The sequence below is a fragment of the Thermococcus chitonophagus genome, assembly GCF_002214605.1.
GTDB lineage: Archaea > Methanobacteriota_B > Thermococci > Thermococcales > Thermococcaceae > Pyrococcus > Pyrococcus chitonophagus.
This window is the reverse complement of the sequence record NZ_CP015193.1, coordinates 1203940-1223258: the sequence shown is the minus strand read 5'-3', so window position 1 is coordinate 1223258 and position 19319 is coordinate 1203940. Positions and strand designations below refer to the sequence as shown.

Genomic DNA, 19319 nt, shown 5'->3' with positions numbered 1-19319 from the left:
CTTAACGTTCAGATGGTGGTTTTCATGGAAGATCCCTACATTTGGATGGAAAACCTGCAGGATGAAAGGGTTCTAAAGCTAGTCGAAGAGGAAAACAGAAGGTTCAAGGAGTTCGTGGGAGAACTGAGCGATAAACTGTTCCCGGAAGTTTGGGAGTACTTCTCTATACCAACTGTAGGTTCGGCGAGGATAACTAAGAGGGGAATAATAGTCTCGATGAGGGAGAAGGACAGGCAGGTCATAAGATGGCTTAACGGTGAGGTTATAGTTGACTCCAAGGAGCTAGAAAAGGAAATTGGCGATGAGGTTCTCTTGCAGGGCTTCACTACAGACAGGGAGGGAAAGAGGTTGGCGTACAGCTTCTCAATAGGAGGTGCCGATGAGGGAACAACGAAGATAATAGACCTCGAAACAGGAGATGTAATAGAGGAGATAACACCCTCGGTCTGGAACATAGTGTTCCTGGGAAATGGCTACTACTTCGCTCGCTTTTATAGGAAGGAGAAGACTCCTGACGGTGTAAATCCCCCAGCTGAGAGGCTTTTCTGGAAGGACGAAGAAGGGGAAAAGATGGTATTCGGCGAGGGCCTTGGCTCGGGCTACTTTATGGGGCTTTCAAAGAGTTCGGATGAGAAGTACGCAATGCTCACGGTAACGTACGGGTGGAACAAGGCCGAGATATACCTTGGACCTATTGACAAGCCTGAAGAGTGGAAGAAAGTTTATTCGGCGGAGGTTCCGGCGGAGCCCATAGATGTAGTTGATGGGAAGCTCTTCATCCTGACAAGGGAGGGGGAAGGTCTCGGGAAGATCATCGCATTAAAGGATGGCCAGGTGGAGGAAGTAGTTCCGGAAGGCCAGTTCCCCCTTGAGTGGGCGGTCATCGTTAAGGACAAGATGGTAGCGGGAAGGCTCGTTCACGCGAGTCACAGGATTGAAGTTTACACCTTGGACGGCAAGAAGGTGAGGGATTTCACTTTTGACTTCCCTGGGAGCGTTTATCCCTTGGATAAAGACGATGAAAGGGTTATCTTAAGGTACGAGAGCTTTACTGTTCCCTACAGAATATACGAGCTGAAGGATGAACTAAGGTTAATCGATGAAAAAAGAATCGAGGGCAACTTCAAGGTTGAGGAGGACTTTGCAATATCTAAGGACGGAACGAGGATCCACTACTTCATCGTGAAGGGGGAGAAAGATGAAAAGAAAGCCTGGGTCTTTGGCTACGGTGGCTTCAACATCTCTCTAACGCCAAGGTTCTTCCCCCAGGTAATTCCGTTCATAAAGCGCGGTGGAGTATTTGCGATGGCCAACTTGAGGGGAGGTAGCGAGTACGGGGAGGAGTGGCATCGTGCAGGAATGAGGGAGAACAAGCAGAACGTCTTTGACGACTTTATCGCCGTTCTGAGCAAACTTAAAGCTGAAGGCTACAAGGTTGCAGCTTGGGGAAGGAGTAACGGAGGGCTTTTGGTCTCAGCAACGCTCGTTCAAAGGCCGGATGTTATGGATGCCGCCCTAATTGGCTATCCAGTGATTGACATGCTCAGGTTCCACAAGCTGTACATAGGAAGCGTCTGGATTCCGGAATATGGAAATCCCGATGATCCAAAGGACAGGGAGTTTCTGCTGAAGTACTCGCCCTACCACAACGTTAAGCCTCAGAAATATCCCCCAACCCTTATCTACACTGGCCTGCACGATGACAGGGTTCACCCTGCTCATGCATTGAAGTTCTTCATGAAGCTCAAGGAAGTTAATGCCCCAGTGTACCTTAGGGTCGAAACTAAGAGTGGTCACATGGGTGCTTCACCTGAAACGAGGGCAAGGGAGCTCACCGATTTGCTTGCATTTGTCACAAGAGTTCTATGGGACAAAGTTGTCCAATAAATATATCTCCTATTTTTCTTGCTTTTATTCCACTTAAAATCGAGACCTCAAACTTTTCTTGTTCACATGCATGAACAATATGCATGCATTTCGTTCATATGCATGAACAATGTCACTTCCTCTTAAACTCCAAGAGTAATTCTTTCACGGCCTTTACGAGTTCTTCTAAAGTTGCCTTGTCGTGAGAAATTCCTATGGTTATCTTCATATCGGTTGTCGCGAAAGATACATAGATCGTATTTCCCTTGCTGTGAGCGAAGAATTGCTCAACGGTTTCTTCCCCCGCATCAACTTCCTCTTCCGCCCCACCTATTACTTCGGGATCTCCCTCGAATATCATCGGCTTTGGCTCCATCGTCATCACACCCTGCTTGGGTCGTGGGCTTTTAAATTTAAGCCTTTGGTTAAATTTAAAAACATCCCTCTTAATGCCTAAAGCGAGGTGGAGAGAATGAAGCCAATGTACAGGTCAAGGTCATGGAGGAGGAAGTACGTCAGGACCCCAGGAGGGAGGGTTGTAGTACACTTCGAGAGAAGAAAGCCTAAGATAGCTCACTGTGCCATCTGCGGCAGACCTCTCAACGGAATACCAAGGGGCAGGCCCGTTGAGATGAGGAAGTTACCAAAGACCAAGAAGAGGCCAGAGAGGCCAATGCCATACCTCTGCCCCAAGTGCATGCGTAGGGTAATGAAGGAGCAGATTAGATCTCAGCTCGTTGCCTGAAGGGGTGCCCCATGCCAAAGGGGTGCCTCGTCATAACGGTCAGCGGTTTGGCTGGCTCAGGAACGACCACGCTATGTAGGAAGCTTGCTCAGCACTACGGCCTTAAGCACGTCTATGCCGGGTTAATATTCAGGCAGATGGCCAAGGAAATGGGCATGAGCTTAGAAGAGTTTCAGAAGTATGCTGAGCTTCACCCCGAGATTGACAGAGAAGTCGATAGGAGGCAGATCGAGGCTGCAAAGGAATGCAATGTTGTTATAGAGGGCAGATTGGCCGGATGGATGGTCAAGAACGCTGACTTGAAAATATGGCTTGATGCTCCAATCAGGGTTAGAGCTGAGAGGGTTGCTAGAAGGGAAGGTATTAGTGTTGAAGAGGCGTTTATGAAGATAGCCGAGAGGGAAAAGCAGAACAGGAAAAGGTATTTAAACCTGTATGGTATCGACATCAACGACCTTTCGATTTACGATTTGATAATTGACACCTCTAAATGGTCGCCCGATGGGGTCTTCGCAATTGTGAAGGCTGCCATCGACCACCTTGACCCCGTCGGCGACGCGGGGTCGAAAAAAGAATAGGAGGTGGGATGAATGCCTGCAATTGAGGTTGGTAGGATCGCTGTAGTTATTGCAGGTAGAAGGGCTGGTCAGAAGGTAGTTGTTGTGGACATAATAGACAAGAACTTCGTTCTGGTTACTGGGGCTGGCCTCAACAAGGTTAAGAGGAGGAGGATGAACATCAAGCACATCGAGCCCCTTCCGGAGAAGGTCAACATTCCAAGGGGCGCCAGCGACGAGGAAGTTAAGCAGGCCCTCGAACAGGCCGGCATAAGCCTGGCCTGATCCTTCTAATTTTGTTTTGAAAAACCCTTATAAGGAGCTTTTCTATATACCTCTAGGGGTTTTAACTTTAGAGGGTGCTTCTTATGATAGGCGAGATTTACTACTCACGAAAGTTCCTACAGCATAAGCCAGAAAACTATCATCCAGAAAATCCTGGGAGATTATGGATTTTGATGTCCGCTATAAGAGAACTCATGCTCGATGACAGAATTATTGAGCCAATCCCTGTGGACGAGTCTTTTGTTAAGAGGATTCACGACCCTGCATACGTTGAGCTCGTTAAAAGGGCCGTCGAGGAGGGGAGAAAGTATCTTGATCCAGACACTTACGTGTGCCCAGGAACTTGGGAAGCAGCCCTCATGGCCTTGGGGGCATCAAAATTAGCAGCATTAGCGGCATTGCGATATGGAGGGCTAAACATGGCTCTTGTTAGACCGCCAGGGCATCATGCAGGAAAGAGGGGAAAAGCGATGGGTGCCCCAACACTCGGCTTTTGCATATTCAACAACGTCGCCGCTGCAGTTCTGGCTCTGAGGGAGGAAGATCTCGAAAAGATTGTTATAATCGATTTTGACGCCCACCATGGAAATGGAACTCAAGAAATATTCTGGCAGGATCCCGATGTTATCCATATAGACATCCATGAGCGGGACATTTATCCTTGGACTGGCTATGAAAGGGAGATAGGTGGAGGATTAGCTAAAGGAAGTAAAATAAATATTCCCATGCCTCATTATTCTAATGATTCGGATTATATATTTGCCTGGGATGAGATAGTTGTTTCTATCCTGGAAAATGTTAAGCCCAAGGTTGTTTTAGTGTCTGCCGGGTTTGATGGATTTAAAGGGGATGGGTTAACAACCCTTAAGCTTACTGAGAAGTTCTTCTCTTATGCCGGAGCCTCTCTTAGAAGGTACCCTGTTGCTATGATATTTGAGGGAGGTTATGATGTTGGTCTAAAGAGAGGGTTCCCTGCTTTTGTTAAGGGTTATGAGGAAAAAGAAGCCAAAGACAATGGGCAACCTAGCTATGAAACGCTTAAAATCGTTGAAGAAGTGAAGGATATTTTAAGTCCTTGGTGGTCTTTTTAGTTTAATTATCGAAAAAAAATAGGAAACAAAGTATGGGACGTTTTAATGTGAAGACTAGTTCTGGTGGGCCCGCGGGGCTTCGAACCCCGGACCTCCCGCTTATCAGGCGGGCGCTCTAACCAGGCTGAGCCACGGGCCCATGCTGGTGCCCCGGCCGGGATTTGAACCCGGGTCGCGGGATCGAGAGTCCCGCATGATTGACCGGGCTACACCACCGGGGCACGCCCAATAGTTCTCCCCCAAATCGCATTTAAAAAGTTTTCGCTTCAAGAATCTCCAATACACTATTAAGCAGGCCACTTACTTCCCCAGGTTTAAACTCGAACTTTTTGAGAGGCTTTAATAGAGGCATTAAATCTTCTGTGACAACTCTCCACGGTTCCTTAATGCTTGAAATGGCATAAATGGCCTTTTTGTACTGGTCTCCATCAAAAAGAACGGCCTTCCCTGGGGCTACAGCTATTATGAGATCGGAAGCTAGAGCTGAAGTGCAGGGAGCGGCGAGATTGTTGTAGGACTCAATTATGGTCAGTTCATGGTGGTTCTGTATAATTCCCAAAGCCTTATCTGCTTCCTCTCGTCCTCTCATCACTAGGTATTGAACTTCATCGGCCTTTATTTCAATGGGTTTTGTAGTCTCTATTAATGGCTCTATGATCTCTTGCATTGGCCGTGTGAGCTTCTTAATGTTATCAGGAACGTAAAAGTGATCTTCAAGGATTCTTAAGAGAACAACGTTCGTGTGGTATGATATTGCAGTGTATGAAGAGCTCTTCCATCCAACTCTCTCGGGATCTGGAGGTAGTAGAAGTGCCGTAACGGGGCTCTCAAGGTGTACTGGATCCGAGCTTTTTGCCGTTATGTGTAACTTGTAAGAGTCCTCACCTATCAAAAATCCAAACTCCACACTTTTGAGAAGATATTCATACTGGTACCATCCATTGAAACCACTTACTGGCTTTGCTACTCCAACGTCGATTCCATGCTCTAGGGCCTCTCTTATTAGGGATAGTGCTAACGTTGTCTTACCTGAATCATAGGGAAGTATGCCAACTATCAGCAGGGATACCATGACCACCTCCCTCACTCTTCCGGAAGTATGTAGTAGACGTAGTTTGGCCTATTCGTGAACTCATCTATGTAGACGACAGTTCCTGGCCTTGGAGGCTTCATATAGTGAATCTCTCCCTTCTTAGTAGTTACAGCTGCGAATGCATCTCCAGTCCTAACTCTGTTTCCAACGTCTGCTATTAGGGTAACTACGTACCCTTCTACCGGAAGCAGTAGGAGTTCGTCTCCTTTCTTGAGCTCTATTCTAGTTCTTCTATCTGGATAAATTATAATCGCATCCACCTTCATCCTGTGCTCGTACTGATCAACGTAGAAGTGGAACCTATCGTAAACCTCTTTTGCTAAAAACTTTGCTCTGTCCTTGTTTATAAACTCCGGAAGCTTTTCTCCTTTCTTTAGTCTGAGCTCGATGTTGTCTTGGATGACTATGCAGTCATACTTGGCCCTTCCATCTTCATCAAAGCATTCGTCATATGTTGCTTCAACATATAATTGAGGTATTCTTGCCATATATTCCACCCCCTACTACGAAACGCTTATTAGCTTTAAATGTTGAGGGAGGGTCAACAAACCTGTTTACAACTTTCAAATGTTGTAAATATTTTCGGACTACAAAACATTTATTAGAATGCCTTAACAAACGTCAAGTGGTGGATTACAATGAAAGGCTGGTGGGGAAGGATTCTTAGAGTTAACTTGACCACGGGAGAAGTAAAAGTTCAGGAATATCCCGAAGAAATTGCAAAAAAGTTCATTGGAGGTAGGGGATTAGCCGCGTGGATTTTGTGGAATGAAGTTAAGAACGTTGATCCTCTCAGCCCCGAGAACAAATTAATATTTGCTTCAGGCCCCTTCAACGGTCTCCCAACTCCAAGCGGTGGAAAGATGGTTGTCGCAGCCAAGAGCCCCCTCACGGGCGGTTATGGTGACGGTAACCTAGGTACAATGGCAACCGTTCACCTGAGAAAGGCTGGTTACGATGCTTTGGTTGTTGAGGGTAAGGCAAAGAAACCCGTTTACATCTACATTGAAGATGATAACGTGAGCATTTTGAGTGCTGAAGGATTGTGGGGTAAGGGAACCTTCGAGACCGAGAGGGAGCTTAAGAAGATACATGGGAAGAATGTTGGAATTCTCAGCATAGGTCCCGCCGGTGAGAACCTAGTTAGGTACGCTGTTGTAATGTCACAGGAGGGAAGGGCCGCAGGAAGGCCCGGAATGGGTGCTGTAATGGGAAGCAAGAACCTGAAGGCTGTGGTAATTAAGGGTACAAAGGAAATACCAGTTGCTGACAAGGATGAACTAAGAAAGCTCAGCCAGGAGGCTTATGAGGCAATTCTCAACGCCCCAGGATATCCGTTCTGGAAGAGACAGGGAACAATGGCTGCAGTAGAGTGGACTAACGAGAACTATGCACTGCCAACGAGAAACTTCCAGGATGGCCAGTTCGAATTCGCAAGGTCAATTGATGGTTATACGCTAGAGGGAATGAAGGTCAAGCAGAGAGGCTGTCCGTACTGTAACATGCCCTGTGGAAACGTTGTCCTGGATGCTGAAGGACAGGAGAGCGAACTTGACTATGAGAACGTTGCCTTATTAGGCTCAAACCTTGGGATTGGAAAGCTAAATGAAGTAGCTGTCCTTAACAGGATTGCAGATGACATGGGTATGGATACGATAAGCCTTGGAGTCTCAATAGGATTTGTCATGGAGGCTAAGGAGAAAGGACTTCTCAAGGAAGGTCCAGAGTTTGGTGACTTCAAAGGTGCTAAACAACTCGCTTATGACATAGCCTACAGAAGAGGCGAACTTGGCAACTTCGCAGCCGAGGGAGTCATGAGAATGGCAGAGAAGCTGGGGGATGACAGCTTCGCAATGCACGTTAAGGGCCTAGAGGTTAGCGGATACAACAGCTACATCTATCCTGCAATGGCCCTAGCTTACGGAACTTCATCAATAGGTGCCCACCACAAGGAGGCTTGGGTAATAGCATGGGAGATAGGAACGGCACCAATTGAGGGAGAGCAGGCTAAGAAGGTCGAGTACAAGATAACCTATGATCCAATAAAGGCTCAGAAAGTCGTTGAGTTGCAGAGGCTCAGGGGTGGACTCTTTGAGATGCTCACCGCATGTAGGCTCCCATGGGTTGAAATCGGCTTGAGCCTAGACTACTATCCAAAGCTCCTCAAGGCGATAACTGGGGTTACATACACATGGGATGACCTGTACACGGCAGCTGACAGGCTCTATGCACTTATCAGGGCTTACTGGGTTAGGGAGTTCAATGGCAACTGGGATAGAACCAAGGACTATCCACCAAAGAGGTGGTTCGTTGATTCCCTCAAGAGTGGTCCATACAAGGGCCAGCACCTTGACAAGGAGAAGTACGATGCACTGCTCTCAGAGTACTACAGGATTAGGGGCTGGGACGAGAGGGGAATTCCGAAGAAGGAAACCCTTCAGAAGCTTGGCCTTGACTTCGTCATTTCAGAGCTTGAGAAAGTTACGAAGCTCGAGTGATCAGATTGCAAACTCTCTCGCCCACTTTTCATACTTTCTTATCTCCATTTTCGTAACAGGGCTTTTAACTTTCTTAAATGCTTCCTTAAAGTCATTCATCTCCAATGGTCTCACGGCAAGTTCTTTTCCCGTGAGTGAGGGTATTTTCAGAGGATCCATTAACTCTGGATTCATCTCTTCAAGCATTTTCATTGAAGCCAATTTAACAACATTTGCTATTTCCCTTCCAGAGTATAGCCTTTTCACGGCTTCCTTGGCTAGCTTTATCAAGTTCAGCTTGTATTGTAGGCCTCTGAGGTGTATCTTAAATATCTCAACAGCAGCCTTGACGTCAGGAAGAGGAACGTAAATTCTTATTGGCAACCTTGATAACATCGCCTCATCAAGATCCCAAGGAGCATTTGTAGCTGTTAACAATATTACCTTCCCCGTACTGTCTTTAAATCCATCTATCTCTGCTAGAAGCGTCCCTATCATTCTCCTAGCGGCGTCATCTAGGCTAGTTCTCTTCATGGTTAGGGAATCTACTTCATCTATGAAAATTACACTAGGGCTAAGTTGCCTGGCTAAGGAAAATAATGCTGAGACTAACTTTGAAGATTCTCCAAAATACTTACTCAGTAAATCACTTGCCTTGACACTAAAGAAAGTTGCATTTAGGCCATTGGCAACTGCACTTGCTAAGAGGCTTTTTCCCGTTCCTGGAGGTCCAAAGAGGAGGATCCCCTGTGGAGGTTCTACAGGGGATTTTGCTATGCTCAAACCGACGGCCTGGGAAACTAGTTTTTTAGCCTCACTAAGTCCCCCTATGTCATTCCAAGTTACAGTACTTTTCTTAATTAGGATTTTTATCTTATCAACGTATTCATCCTTCCTTTTTTCTTTTCTCTTGTGAATGTTTTTGGCTTTCTGTTCCCAAGCTCTTGCTTGCTCCAAGAGAATGTGGGATACGGATAAGTTCTCGCTAGCCAGCCTTCTAAGCAACTCTGAACATCTCAAGGCTATTAGCCTTGCTCTATCATATTGACCAAGGGCCAGGGCTTTCTCAAACTCTTCTTCACATCTCTGAATTTGAAGTAGTTGTAGTCGATCCATTGTTTACTATGCCTCCTTGATTAATTTTTGAGTATATCCAAATACTTATGTGGAAAATCCAATTTAAATAGTTTGGTGCCTCCATGATAATTATTTTAAGCAGAGATCTCTTTGAGGATTAGGGGATAGGCATGCTTGATATTAAGCTCATAAGAGAAAATCCAGATCTAGTTAAGAATGACCTGATAAAGAGGGGAGAGTTAGAGAAGGTTAAGTGGATAGATGAGATACTAAAACTTGATGCAGAGTGGAGAGCTAAGCTCAAGGAAATAAATAAGCTAAGGCATGAGCGGAACAAGATCGCTATAGAGATCGGAAAGAAAAGAAAAGCTGGGGAGCCAGTTGATGAGTTATTAGCCAGGAGTAAGGAGATCGTTAAGAGAATTGAAACTCTAGAGAAGGAAGTTGATGAACTTAGAAAGAAGATAGACTACTATCTCTGGAGACTACCTAACATAACACACCCAAGTGTCCCTGTGGGTAAAGACGAGAACGATAACGTGCCCATAAGATTCTGGGGGAAGGCGAAGGTCTGGAAGGGCCATCTAGAAAGGTTCCTTGAGCAGAGCCAAGGAAAGATGGAGTATGAAGTATTGGAATGGAAGCCTAGGCTTCACGTTGACCTCTTGGAAATCTTAGGAGGAGCCGACTTTGCAAGGGCTGCTAAGGTTAGTGGCTCAAGGTTCTACTATCTGCTTAACGAGATCGTAATCCTTGACTTGGCCTTGATAAGATTCGCTCTAGATAAACTAATAGAGAAGGGATTCACACCAGTAATTCCACCCTACATGGTCAGAAGGTTCGTGGAGGAAGGTGCAACGACATTTGAGGATTTCGAGGATGTGATCTATAAGGTGGAGGGAGAAGACCTATATTTAATACCAACTGCCGAACATCCATTGGCTGGCCTGCATGCTAACGAGATCCTTGATGGAAAAGACCTGCCTTTATTGTATGTGGCATTCAGCCCATGCTTTAGGAAGGAAGCGGGAACGGCAGGAAAGGATACCAAGGGCATCTTTAGGGTTCACCAGTTCCACAAGGTGGAGCAGTTCGTATATTCAAGACCTGAGGAGAGCTGGGAGTGGCACGAGAAGATAATAAGGAACGCTGAGGAACTCTTCCAGGAACTTGAAATTCCCTACAGAGTGGTGAACATCTGCACTGGAGATTTAGGCTATGTTGCAGCGAAGAAGTATGACATCGAGGCATGGATGCCGGGGCAGGGAAGATTTAGGGAAGTAGTTTCCGCGAGCAACTGTACGGACTGGCAGGCCAGAAGGCTGAACATAAGGTTCAGGGACAGAACAGATGAGAAGCCCCGCTACGTCCACACCCTGAACTCAACGGCCATAGCTACTTCAAGAGCAATCGTTGCAATACTTGAGAACCACCAACAAGAGGATGGAACGGTAAAGATACCGAAAGTCCTGTGGAAGTACACGGGCTTTAAGGAAATAGTTCCCGTTGAAAAGAAGGAGGGGTGTTGTAAGGCTTGATCCTCGTTCTTGATTCTTCAGTTTTTATTCAAGGTATTGACGTTGAAGGCTACACTACCCCAGGAGTTGTTGAGGAAGTTAAGGATCGAGAATCTAGGATATTCCTTGAAGGCTTGATATCTGCGGGAAAGGTTAAGGTGATAGAACCTTCTGCTGACGCCATAAGTACCGTTAAAAGGGTAGCGAAAGAGACTGGAGAACTTAACGAGCTCAGTAGAGCAGATATAGAGGTTCTTGCGCTTGCCTATGAGCTTAAAGCCGTTATATTCACCGACGACTACAACGTTCAGAACGTTGCAAAGTTCCTGGGGCTGAAGTTTAAGACGATGAAGAAGGGAATAAAGAGGAAGATTAAGTGGAGATACGTCTGCATAGGTTGCGGTAGGAAGTTTAGGGAACTTCCTCCTGAGGGTGTTTGCCCGGACTGTGGCAGTCCTGTTAGGCTTTTGCCAAGGAAGAAACTTTAATCGTCTTTATCTCAAAGGCTCCCAGCTTTACCCTATTCTTGACTTTCCCGAGAACTTTAAGCTCGGGAATATCTACCTCAACTCCCTCGCTCGGTATTTCAACTTCTAGGTCGCCTTTGGATGGGTTATATAGTCTGATGATGTATCCATCTCCATCCTCGCTGAGCTTTATTGCACCTACTACAGCATCCGTTCTCATCAAGGAAAACTTCCTCTTTCCTGGGCTCCCCTCGGTTACTCTAAGGGGTGACCAAACTTCAAGGGCTCTCTTGTACACCTCACCCTCGAACCAGTAGCCCTTGTGGGGATATAGGTAGTATGTAAACTCTCCCTTTCCAGTATCGCTCCATGGATTGGGGTATATTGGAGACTTCAGCAAGCTTAAACCTATCTTGGAGTCCCAGTTTGTGTAGCCATGCCTTGATGTGCATATTATGGCAACTCCGTGTTCTCCATCGCTAACGTCTGCCCACCTCAATGCTGGAACTTCAAACTTTGCCTGCTCCCAGGGAGTGTTCCTAACTGCGGGTCTCCTTATTACTCCGTAGGGGATGTCATAGTAGGCGCTCCAGTTGTGAGTGTTAAAGTTGAACCACGCCTTCAGGAGAACCTCTTTGTCCCACCAGTCAACCTCTGTGTGAAACTCTAACAGTTTTGACTTCCTCTTTAGCCTTATCCTCTGAATAACTTTAGAGTTCCCATAGATTTTCTCCACAGTTATTTCGGCAATATAGCCATCATTCCGAGTTATCTCCACCCTAACTGTTTTGAGTTTCTTGCCTTGGATTAGGAAGTCCTCATTCACATCCCAAGCATCCCACATTCCCGGTGTGTCTACATGGGCCATTATCACGTTGCTGGGGCTCCTTATTCCTTCCCATTTGAGCTCCTTGTTGTACAGTGATATTATCTCCCCTTCATCGTTTATCTTCACTCTAAGGTAGTCGTTCTCAAGGATGAAAGTGTCATCTTCTCTGTACGCTTTCACGAATCCTTCATCAATTGGCTTAAGAGAAGACCATCCTAGTGGATAGGCCTTTACGAGAACGGGCTTTCCATCTATTTCAATTACCTCCTCCCTCTCCCAGGGTAAGTCATTGAACACTAGTGATTCACCTTGAGCTATTCTCTCCGTCGCTTCTCTAATTATCTCATCAGCCTCTCTTATTACGTCCTCAAGATCCCTTATCACTTCGTCGTAGACTTCCTTTATTGAGGATCCTGGGAGAACGTCATGGAATTGATGAAGTAGGGTTCTCTTCCACAACTTCTCTAACTTGTCTTTTGGATACTCCATTATACCCATAGAGTGAGCGAGGGAAGCCCATATCTCCGCGCTCCTGAGCTTTGATTCAGCCTCAGCCATTAGCTTTTTCACGTTCAGGTTTGTTGTGTACGTCCCTCTATGAACCTCGACGTAGAGCTCCCCTTCCCAGGTTGGCATCTCGCTAACGTGCTCCTTGAGTTCCCTCAAGTACTCCTCTTCTGTTCCCTTAATCAACTTTGGAATGTACGGGACTTTGTTCATGTGCTTCATCATCTCTACCATTTCCCATGTTATTCCTCCTCCCCCATCCCCGTAACCGTAGGCATACAGCAAGAAGGGAACTTCGTACTTGTTCTTGTATCTCTTCCACTGCTTGTACAGGCTTTTAGCTGTCATTGATGATTTATAGCTCATCATTAAGTGGACTGGAATTTCCGTCCCATCAACTCCCTTCCATATGAAAGCGTGATAAGGAAATTCGTTTCTCTCGTTCCACAGTAGTTTGTACGTCGCAAACATCTCAAGACCGCTTTTCTTCAAAAACTGGGGAAGAGAAGCTGGGAACCCGAAGGTATCTGGAAGCCAACCTATTCTTGCCGTTTTATTGAACTTCTCCTTAAAGTACCTCTGTCCATAGAGGAGTTGTCTTGCTATTGACTCTCCATCTATAAGCTGAACATCACTCTCAACCCACATCCCGCCAACTAATATCCACTTTCCTTCCTCAATGAACCTTTTCACTTTCTCAAAGAGGTCTTTGTCTAACTCCTCAAGCCACTCATAGTACTGGGCTGAGCTCTGGACGTAGGTTATTCCGTACCTCCTCATGAGCCTCTCTATCGTCGAAAACGTTCTGAGAATCTTTTGCTTTGTCTCCGCATACGTCCACAGCCAAGCTGCATCTATATGAGAATGGGCAAAAGCGTAAGCTTTTCCAACCTTTGGAAAAGCTTTTCTAAGCCTAGCTAGGGCTTTCTCGAGCTTTTCTTCAACGTCGCTAATTTCACTTAGGTATTCTTCTTTGCTTGGTCTCGGTATATCCTCTATGTATCCTTTCAACTCTCCAATTCCATAAACAGCCGACAAGAACATGTAGTCTGTTCTCACTTCTCTGATGTCAAACCTTCCGAGCTTGAGCTCCTTGATCCCGAGTCCTCCATCATAGAGAAGCATTCTAAGCAGGGTTATTTGCCTCAAACTTGGAACTGTTTTTACCGTTATTAAGATGTCAGAGAGCTCCTTTAGTAGAGCTTCTCTCAGATCCTCCTCCTGAAGCACTTCAATGAAGCTTATTAGATCGAGGAGCCTTTGAGCTAGTACGTAGGGCTCCCACATTATCCCAACAAGCATTGCGTACTCTATCTTTATTCTCCACTTGTGATAACCAAACATCGTTAGTGGTGATATTATAAGTTCCAGCTCGTGTCTTCCGGGTCTTATCGGGATGTAAGTGTGGACGTCATCTATTGTCCCATAGGCCATCCCGTCCAGTCTAACGAGAGCATTACCTTCCATACAAACTTTAATGAACCACTTTAAACCATCTCTGGGAACTTCTACTGTTGTTTTTAGTCTAATGAAATCCCCAGGTTTAGCCTCTACCTCGAAGGGTAAGTTAATGCTTTTTCCTTCAAAATCCCAGGTCGGGAGAAATGCATGTTTTCTTATGGACGTTGCCATTAAATCAAAGGCTTTCCTTTCAATCTCAGCGAGACTTAACATAATGCATCACGGACATATATTTTATGAAATCCCTTTAAAGCGTCAGCGCTCATAGGGCTCATCATCCCTCGGCACTCAATACTCATCATCCGCTTAAGTAGTACCTAACGATATTCCTTAACTCTTCATTTCTCTCTATCTTCATCCTTAAGAACCTTCTTAGCTGGGCATTTTCGGCCATTAGTCCGATGAGTTCAATCGCGAGGAGCTTATTATCCTCAGAAACCCCGTAGGCCTTAAATCTGAGTGGTGCATATTCCTTTTCAAGTTCCCATACTTTTTTCTCGAGTTCCTTGACTTCCTTTTCCAGATTCCCTAAATTCCTCCTTGGTTGCCTAAAATTCCCAGATAATGCCCTGACTATAACATCTTCGACGGAGATGTTAAACTTCCTGCTAATCTCAGTTATTCTTGAAGCTAAATCTTCATCAATTTCAAGAACGATCTTACCAAACCCTTTGTCAGGTTTAATAATTATCCTCATTGTTCTCAAAAATTATAATTTAAATAAAGGAGATCCTTGTTTCTACGCCTGTAATCTGGCTTAAAATGCTTTCTAATATTTCAGCTTTCTCCGGGAGCTTGTTTCTGTCTCTGCTAAATACCAAAACTTTGTAGTACTGCTCCCCTCCAGGCTTGTAAACGATATTTACACCAAATACTCCTGCTGGATATAGAAGATCCATTGCGAGCTTCTTAACGTCATCGGTTCCCTTTATGTCTCTACCTTCGATTACTCTAACTCTCTTGCCTAATTCTCTCATGAGGAACTTTATATTCTTGCCACCTTTTCCAATAACAAGTGGAACGTCCCCTTCTCCAACTATTAGGACTATTAGATCTCCTGCCTCAACTGCCTTCTTGAACTCTACATCGGCATCTCCAAGCAACTTGTAAAGCATGCGTGATATTTTAACGTCAAGCTCGGTTATAATGCCCTGTTCTAGCTTCTTTTCATCAGCGGGACAAAGAATATCGTCTGTTTTGAGACAAACCTCACAGATTGGCGCCTTCATTTTCTCACCTCCAGAATTCGGGATGAAAGCTAAGAGCTCTTACAGGAGATTATTTAAAAACCTTATCCCTATAAAAGACCTTATAAAGAAGAAGTTTACAAGTCCTTGGGGGTGATAGCGTGAGGGTTCTCCTCATACACAGCGACTACATAGAGTATGAAGTCAAGGATAAGGCCCTGAAGAACCCTGAGCCCATTCCTGATGAAATGAAAAAGGGTCGAATGGATGAAGTTCTCGTTGCCTTCATAAGTGTTGAGAAAGTGGACGAGAAAAATCCAGAAGAAGTTGTGGAGAAGGCGGTTGAGGAAATTGTAAACGTCGCAAAGCAGGTAAAGGCTGAGAACCTATTTGTTTATCCCTTCGCCCACCTGAGTAGCGAACTTGCAAAGCCTTCTGTGGCTCTAGAAGTCCTTAAGAAGATTGAAGAGAAGCTCAAAGAGAAAGGCTATAACGTCGGGAGGGCACCATTTGGCTACTACAAGGCATTTAAGATAAGCTGTAAGGGCCACCCACTGGCTGAGCTCAGCAGGACCATAGTTCCAGAGGCCGCAAAAGAAGAGGAAGTTCCAGAGGCTTTGAAGAAGGAAGAAACCGAGTTAGTGAGCTACTGGTACATCTTAACTCCAGAAGGTGAGCTTATTGAGGTCGATAAGTTCGACTTTACTGGCTATGAGAACTTGAGAAAGTTCGTAAACTATGAGATAGCGAAGAACAGAATTGCGGATAGGGAGCCTCCTCACGTTAAGTTGATGCTCGAGCACGAGCTCGTTGATTATGAGCCTGGAAGTGATCCTGGAAATTTGCGCTACTATCCAAAGGGTAGGCTGATTAAATCGCTACTCGAGCAGTACGTTACCGAGAAGGTGATAGAGTACGGGGCCATGGAAGTCGAGACTCCCATTATGTATGACTTCGAGCATCCAGCACTTGAGAAGTACCTAAACAGGTTCCCGGCGAGGCAGTACATAGTTCTCAGCGGAGATAAAAAGTACTTCCTCAGATTTGCTGCATGCTTTGGCCAGTTCATGATAAAGAAGGACGCAATAATAAGCTACCGCAACCTCCCGCTTAGAATGTACGAGCTTACTCGCTATTCATTCAGGAGGGAGAAGAGGGGCGAGCTTTCTGGGCTAAGGAGGCTTAGGGCATTTACAATGCCGGACATGCACACACTGGCCAAAGACATAGAGCAGGCCAAGGACGAGTTCAAGAAGCAGTTCAAGCTCAGCATGGAAGTTCTCAAGGGAGTTGGCCTTAACCCTGAGGATTATGAAGTAGCGATAAGGTTTACGGAGGACTTCTGGAAGGAGCACAAGGACTTCATAATTGAGCTTGTCAAGCTCATCGGAAAGCCTGTTCTAATAGAGATGTGGAGGCAGAGGTTCTTCTACTTCATACTCAAGTTCGAGTTCAACTTCGTTGACAACCTAGACAAGGCCGCAGCTTTGAGCACTGTGCAGATTGACGTTGAGAATGCGGAGAGGTTTGGAATCACATACTACGACGAGAATGGTGAGGAGAAGTACCCATTAATCCTCCACTGCTCCCCAAGTGGTGCCATTGAAAGAGTAATGTACGCAATACTGGAAAAGCAGGCAAAGCTCATGCAGGAAGGAAAGAAGCCGATGTTCCCGCTCTGGCTCAGCCCAATACAGGTCAGGGTAATTCCAGTGAGTCAGGAGTACCTCGACTATGCACTGTACATTGCGGGCAAGCTTGAAGGAGCAAAAGTAAGGGTTGATGTTGATGATGAAGATGAGAGACTCAGCAAGAAGATCAGGAGGGCAGAGAAGGAGTGGATTCCCTACATAGTCGTAGTTGGAGCAAAAGAAAAGGAGACTGGAACGATAACCGTAAGGAGAAGGGAAGATGGAAAGCAGTACGAGACTAGAATAGAGGAGCTAATCAAGGAGATAAGGTCGAAGGTCGAGGGCTTCCCTTACAAACCAAGGCCCCTGCCCCTGCTCCTCAGCAAGAGGCCGAAGTTCAGAGGGTGACCCTCCGCTTTTATCATTTTTATCATTGGAAGAAGTGAGAGTCCCGCCAATGCAACTCCAGCAGTAAAGTCTCCAGGAATGCCAATTGTACTAGCCAGGTATCCGCTTACAATGTTTCCGGCTATAGCTCCTCCCGAGGAGACAAAGTTGTATGCTCCCGCTATTCTTCCCCTGTTCTTTTCTGGACTTCTGTTTGATATTATCGTTGCGGATGAAACACTAATCAGGGACCAGCTGTAGCCGAGGAGCATGTATCCGAGTACTGCCACCCCAAGGAAGGCGTATCCTGTGAGTGCTAGGGAGAGTATTAGGACTAAGAGCCCCAGCAACCTCACGCCCTGGCCCAAGATGAAGTCGTAAGTTCCATCCTTCCTAAGGGATCTGCCAACCTTTAAGTACGTCGTCGCAGAAATTGTCGAGCTCGCCAGACCTAAAACGTAGAGGAACTTTCCATCGAATCCTTTCTCCTTGGCCAGCATTGGGAACTGTGTTAAGAGGAGCATTGAACCGGCCCAGAGCAGGGTTGAAGATAGGAAGAGGGGCATTAAATCTCCCCTTAGCGTTGAGATCCTGGGGATGGAAATCCTGCGCGGGAGGTAGAAGAAGGTTGAGGGAGACACTCTTCTGATGTATATCGGGCCTTCCCTAATGTTCTTTGCGGCAATTATCACTGAGAACATCCCAATTAGGCCCAGGACTATTGGAATAGATCTTATAGGGATCGTGGCTATAAGTATTAGACCCAGCAGCAGCCCTGCAACCCAACCCCATCCTCCTATTTCATTAAACTTTCCTGTGGCTTCCCCAATCTTGGGCTTGTTGAACTCCCTTGAGATTAGAGAGACTGGGATTGGAATAGTTGCCGCAACGAAGAATGTGTAAAGGAAGGTAAGCAGTATTAGGCCCTTTATTGAGGTCATAAAGGCAAGTGCTATACCCAATATAGAGCTACCGATGAATCCTGAGATTAGGAATATCTTCCTTCTTCCCACTTTATCGCTTATTCTGCCCCAAAATACTCCTCCTATCATTGAAGCAAGGCTACCGGCGCTTCCCAAATATCCGAGATCAACTGGAGTTCCCCCTTCTTGGATAGCTAAGATTGGGATCAGCTGGGACATGCCTCCTGTGAACACTTTGAACGGAATGAAAGAATAGAACCACCTACCATGCTTGATCTTTCTTGTAGCTTTCTCCCTTGATTTCAGCATCACGATATTTCTACTTCTCTTACTTTTCATACCCTTCATCGAGGATAGGCGAGGGTCATCGTGAGTTTATAAAGAATTCGAAAAGGGTTTATATTCTGAACCAATTTATGAGTCAGAAGAGCTTCTCTATCTTAATTCTCTCCTTGGTAAGCTCATCTGCAACGTGTAGCTTAAAGGCCAATGGCCTAAATCCTTCATCTGGGCTTCTTACTACATAAAGCCTCTCAATAATTCCGTCTGGCTCGAGTTTTGACTTGGTCACTATTACATAATCACTAATCCCGGAAACCCATGCTATGAACTTTCTGGAGAGAATGTCGCTGTTCATCAGGAACATGAAAATCGTGTCGGGATGGTACTTTGACTTATGAGCTAGATCCGCGTTTATCAGCTTTAGGGTTTCCTCTTCTCCAAACATGAAGGTTGCTCCTTCAAGGGCATAAATGGCCCGGACTAACCCTCTCTTCTTGAATTTTGGTTGGAGTCTTTCAAATACGAACAGAATCTTAGGGTTTATGGTATCAACGTCTACAACACCATGAAGGTAATAAACATTGGGTATATCAAAATAAGTCTCATATTTAGATCCAAATACGTCTATTATTGCCATGTTGTCGTTTTTGAGTTCCTCCTCTATGTCTATTCCGACAGCAGAAGCTAGCTTGAAGAGTGTCTTTAGGGGCTGATTGTAGTTTGACAGGACTACAAATTTGCCCTGCTCAAGTAGCTCAGCTATTGTTCCGAAGAACAATTGCCACCCTGAAGAGTATGTATCGTAAATTATTGACACAACTGCACCATCACTTGGAACAACTTTGAACGTTTCCATAGCTATCATCTGAGAAATATTATCCTACACAGATTTTAAAATTTTTCCAAATTATTGCCTTTATTTGTTAGAAAAATTTCA

General features: G+C 45.5%; 18 protein-coding genes and 2 tRNA genes. 9 read left to right on the top strand and 11 right to left on the bottom strand.

Features of this window, described 5'->3' with window-relative positions:
* The first annotated feature begins 24 nt into the window (after nt 1-24).
* Nucleotides 25-1887 carry a prolyl oligopeptidase family serine peptidase gene (locus A3L04_RS06900; RefSeq protein WP_068578207.1) on the top strand — a complete coding sequence of 621 codons (1863 nt, stop codon included), beginning with the start codon at nt 25-27 and terminating at the stop codon, nt 1885-1887.
* A 112-nt stretch (nt 1888-1999) separates the two neighbouring features.
* Here the strand turns inward: A3L04_RS06900 and A3L04_RS06895 are convergent, their stop codons facing one another.
* Nucleotides 2000-2242: a hypothetical protein gene (locus A3L04_RS06895; protein ID WP_068578205.1), complete on the bottom strand. Its 243-nt coding sequence runs from the start codon at nt 2240-2242 to the stop codon at nt 2000-2002.
* Nucleotides 2243-2338: 96 nt separating this feature from the next.
* On the opposite strand from A3L04_RS06895, the gene A3L04_RS06890 reads away from it, so the two are divergent.
* The 4 genes from A3L04_RS06890 to A3L04_RS06875 all read left to right on the top strand — a co-directional run bounded on the left by A3L04_RS06890 (nt 2339) and on the right by A3L04_RS06875 (nt 4544).
* A complete protein-coding gene (locus A3L04_RS06890; protein ID WP_068578203.1) occupies nt 2339-2611 on the top strand; it encodes a 50S ribosomal protein L34e in 273 nt (90 codons plus the stop codon).
* Between the two features lie 11 nt (nt 2612-2622).
* On the top strand, nt 2623-3189 hold the full coding sequence (cmk, locus tag A3L04_RS06885; RefSeq protein WP_068578201.1) for a (d)CMP kinase: 567 nt from the start codon (nt 2623-2625) through the stop codon (nt 3187-3189).
* A 12-nt stretch (nt 3190-3201) separates the two neighbouring features.
* Nucleotides 3202-3453, top strand: a complete 252-nt coding sequence (locus A3L04_RS06880) for a 50S ribosomal protein L14e (protein WP_068578199.1) — start codon at nt 3202-3204, stop codon at nt 3451-3453.
* Between the two features lie 83 nt (nt 3454-3536).
* On the top strand, nt 3537-4544 hold the full coding sequence (locus A3L04_RS06875) for a histone deacetylase family protein (protein WP_068578198.1): 1008 nt from the start codon (nt 3537-3539) through the stop codon (nt 4542-4544).
* A 61-nt stretch (nt 4545-4605) separates the two neighbouring features.
* Here the strand turns inward: A3L04_RS06875 and A3L04_RS06870 are convergent.
* The 4 genes from A3L04_RS06870 to A3L04_RS06855 form a co-directional block, all read right to left on the bottom strand.
* A tRNA-Ile gene (locus tag A3L04_RS06870) sits at nt 4606-4683 on the bottom strand.
* 4 nt (nt 4684-4687) lie between these two features.
* A tRNA-Glu gene (locus tag A3L04_RS06865) sits at nt 4688-4765 on the bottom strand.
* A gap of 29 nt (nt 4766-4794) precedes the next feature.
* Nucleotides 4795-5616 (bottom strand): ATPase, encoded by an 822-nt coding sequence (locus A3L04_RS06860; RefSeq protein WP_068578196.1) that lies wholly within the window; start codon nt 5614-5616, stop codon nt 4795-4797.
* Nucleotides 5617-5627: 11 nt separating this feature from the next.
* Nucleotides 5628-6125 carry a DUF2118 family protein gene (locus A3L04_RS06855; protein ID WP_068578194.1) on the bottom strand — a complete coding sequence of 166 codons (498 nt, stop codon included), beginning with the start codon at nt 6123-6125 and terminating at the stop codon, nt 5628-5630.
* 150 nt (nt 6126-6275) lie between these two features.
* Between A3L04_RS06855 and for the strand changes: the two genes are divergently transcribed.
* Complete coding sequence (gene for, locus A3L04_RS06850; RefSeq protein WP_068578192.1) at nt 6276-8135, top strand: tungsten-containing formaldehyde ferredoxin oxidoreductase; 1860 nt, start codon at nt 6276-6278, stop codon at nt 8133-8135.
* Here the strand turns inward: for and A3L04_RS06845 are convergent, their stop codons facing one another.
* On the bottom strand, nt 8136-9230 hold the full coding sequence (locus A3L04_RS06845) for an ATP-binding protein (protein ID WP_068578190.1): 1095 nt from the start codon (nt 9228-9230) through the stop codon (nt 8136-8138).
* A gap of 131 nt (nt 9231-9361) precedes the next feature.
* On the opposite strand from A3L04_RS06845, the gene serS reads away from it, so the two are divergent.
* Nucleotides 9362-10729 (top strand): serine--tRNA ligase, encoded by a 1368-nt coding sequence (gene serS / locus A3L04_RS06840; protein WP_068578189.1) that lies wholly within the window; start codon nt 9362-9364, stop codon nt 10727-10729.
* Nucleotides 10726-11196, top strand: coding sequence for a type II toxin-antitoxin system VapC family toxin (locus A3L04_RS06835; protein WP_068578187.1), 471 nt, complete (start codon nt 10726-10728; stop codon nt 11194-11196). Before serS ends, A3L04_RS06835 begins: the two co-directional genes overlap by 4 nt.
* Here A3L04_RS06835 and A3L04_RS06830 read toward each other — a convergent pair.
* The 3 genes from A3L04_RS06830 to A3L04_RS06820 all read right to left on the bottom strand — a co-directional run bounded on the left by A3L04_RS06830 (nt 11168) and on the right by A3L04_RS06820 (nt 15201).
* Entirely contained in the window at nt 11168-14185 is a 3018-nt protein-coding gene (locus A3L04_RS06830; RefSeq protein ID WP_068578185.1) for an alpha-mannosidase, read from the bottom strand. The two genes, A3L04_RS06835 and A3L04_RS06830, sit on opposite strands and share 29 nt — an antisense overlap.
* 85 nt (nt 14186-14270) lie before the next feature.
* Complete coding sequence (locus A3L04_RS06825) at nt 14271-14669, bottom strand: hypothetical protein (RefSeq protein WP_068578183.1); 399 nt, start codon at nt 14667-14669, stop codon at nt 14271-14273.
* Nucleotides 14670-14688: 19 nt separating this feature from the next.
* Nucleotides 14689-15201: a KH domain-containing protein gene (locus A3L04_RS06820; protein ID WP_068578181.1), complete on the bottom strand. Its 513-nt coding sequence runs from the start codon at nt 15199-15201 to the stop codon at nt 14689-14691.
* A gap of 119 nt (nt 15202-15320) precedes the next feature.
* Between A3L04_RS06820 and A3L04_RS06815 the strand changes: the two genes are divergently transcribed.
* On the top strand, nt 15321-17198 hold the full coding sequence (locus A3L04_RS06815) for a threonine--tRNA ligase (RefSeq protein ID WP_068578179.1): 1878 nt from the start codon (nt 15321-15323) through the stop codon (nt 17196-17198).
* On the opposite strand, the gene A3L04_RS06810 is transcribed toward A3L04_RS06815, so the two are convergent.
* Together A3L04_RS06810 and A3L04_RS06805 are read right to left on the bottom strand one after the other, a co-directional pair.
* On the bottom strand, nt 17141-18448 hold the full coding sequence (locus A3L04_RS06810) for an MFS transporter (RefSeq protein WP_231963767.1): 1308 nt from the start codon (nt 18446-18448) through the stop codon (nt 17141-17143). The two genes, A3L04_RS06815 and A3L04_RS06810, sit on opposite strands and share 58 nt — an antisense overlap.
* Before the next feature lie 73 nt (nt 18449-18521).
* The gene (locus tag A3L04_RS06805) at nt 18522-19247 is read right to left on the bottom strand and encodes a hypothetical protein (protein WP_231963766.1); all 726 of its coding nucleotides are present in this window, start codon (nt 19245-19247) and stop codon (nt 18522-18524) included.
* Nucleotides 19248-19319 lie beyond the last annotated feature (72 nt).

Coding starts and splice junctions, on each gene's coding strand:
- A3L04_RS06900 (WP_068578207.1), top strand. CDS start 25: ATGGAAGATCCCTACATTTGGATGGAAAACCTGCAGGATGAAAGGGTT.
- A3L04_RS06895 (WP_068578205.1), bottom strand. CDS start 2,242: ATGGAGCCAAAGCCGATGATATTCGAGGGAGATCCCGAAGTAATAGGT.
- A3L04_RS06890 (WP_068578203.1), top strand. CDS start 2,339: ATGAAGCCAATGTACAGGTCAAGGTCATGGAGGAGGAAGTACGTCAGG.
- cmk (WP_068578201.1), top strand. CDS start 2,623: ATGCCAAAGGGGTGCCTCGTCATAACGGTCAGCGGTTTGGCTGGCTCA.
- A3L04_RS06880 (WP_068578199.1), top strand. CDS start 3,202: ATGCCTGCAATTGAGGTTGGTAGGATCGCTGTAGTTATTGCAGGTAGA.
- A3L04_RS06875 (WP_068578198.1), top strand. CDS start 3,537: ATGATAGGCGAGATTTACTACTCACGAAAGTTCCTACAGCATAAGCCA.
- A3L04_RS06860 (WP_068578196.1), bottom strand. CDS start 5,616: ATGGTATCCCTGCTGATAGTTGGCATACTTCCCTATGATTCAGGTAAG.
- A3L04_RS06855 (WP_068578194.1), bottom strand. CDS start 6,125: ATGGCAAGAATACCTCAATTATATGTTGAAGCAACATATGACGAATGC.
- for (WP_068578192.1), top strand. CDS start 6,276: ATGAAAGGCTGGTGGGGAAGGATTCTTAGAGTTAACTTGACCACGGGA.
- A3L04_RS06845 (WP_068578190.1), bottom strand. CDS start 9,230: ATGGATCGACTACAACTACTTCAAATTCAGAGATGTGAAGAAGAGTTT.
- serS (WP_068578189.1), top strand. CDS start 9,362: ATGCTTGATATTAAGCTCATAAGAGAAAATCCAGATCTAGTTAAGAAT.
- A3L04_RS06830 (WP_068578185.1), bottom strand. CDS start 14,185: ATGTTAAGTCTCGCTGAGATTGAAAGGAAAGCCTTTGATTTAATGGCA.
- A3L04_RS06825 (WP_068578183.1), bottom strand. CDS start 14,669: ATGAGGATAATTATTAAACCTGACAAAGGGTTTGGTAAGATCGTTCTT.
- A3L04_RS06820 (WP_068578181.1), bottom strand. CDS start 15,201: ATGAAGGCGCCAATCTGTGAGGTTTGTCTCAAAACAGACGATATTCTT.
- A3L04_RS06810 (WP_231963767.1), bottom strand. CDS start 18,448: ATGAAGGGTATGAAAAGTAAGAGAAGTAGAAATATCGTGATGCTGAAA.
- A3L04_RS06805 (WP_231963766.1), bottom strand. CDS start 19,247: ATGATAGCTATGGAAACGTTCAAAGTTGTTCCAAGTGATGGTGCAGTT.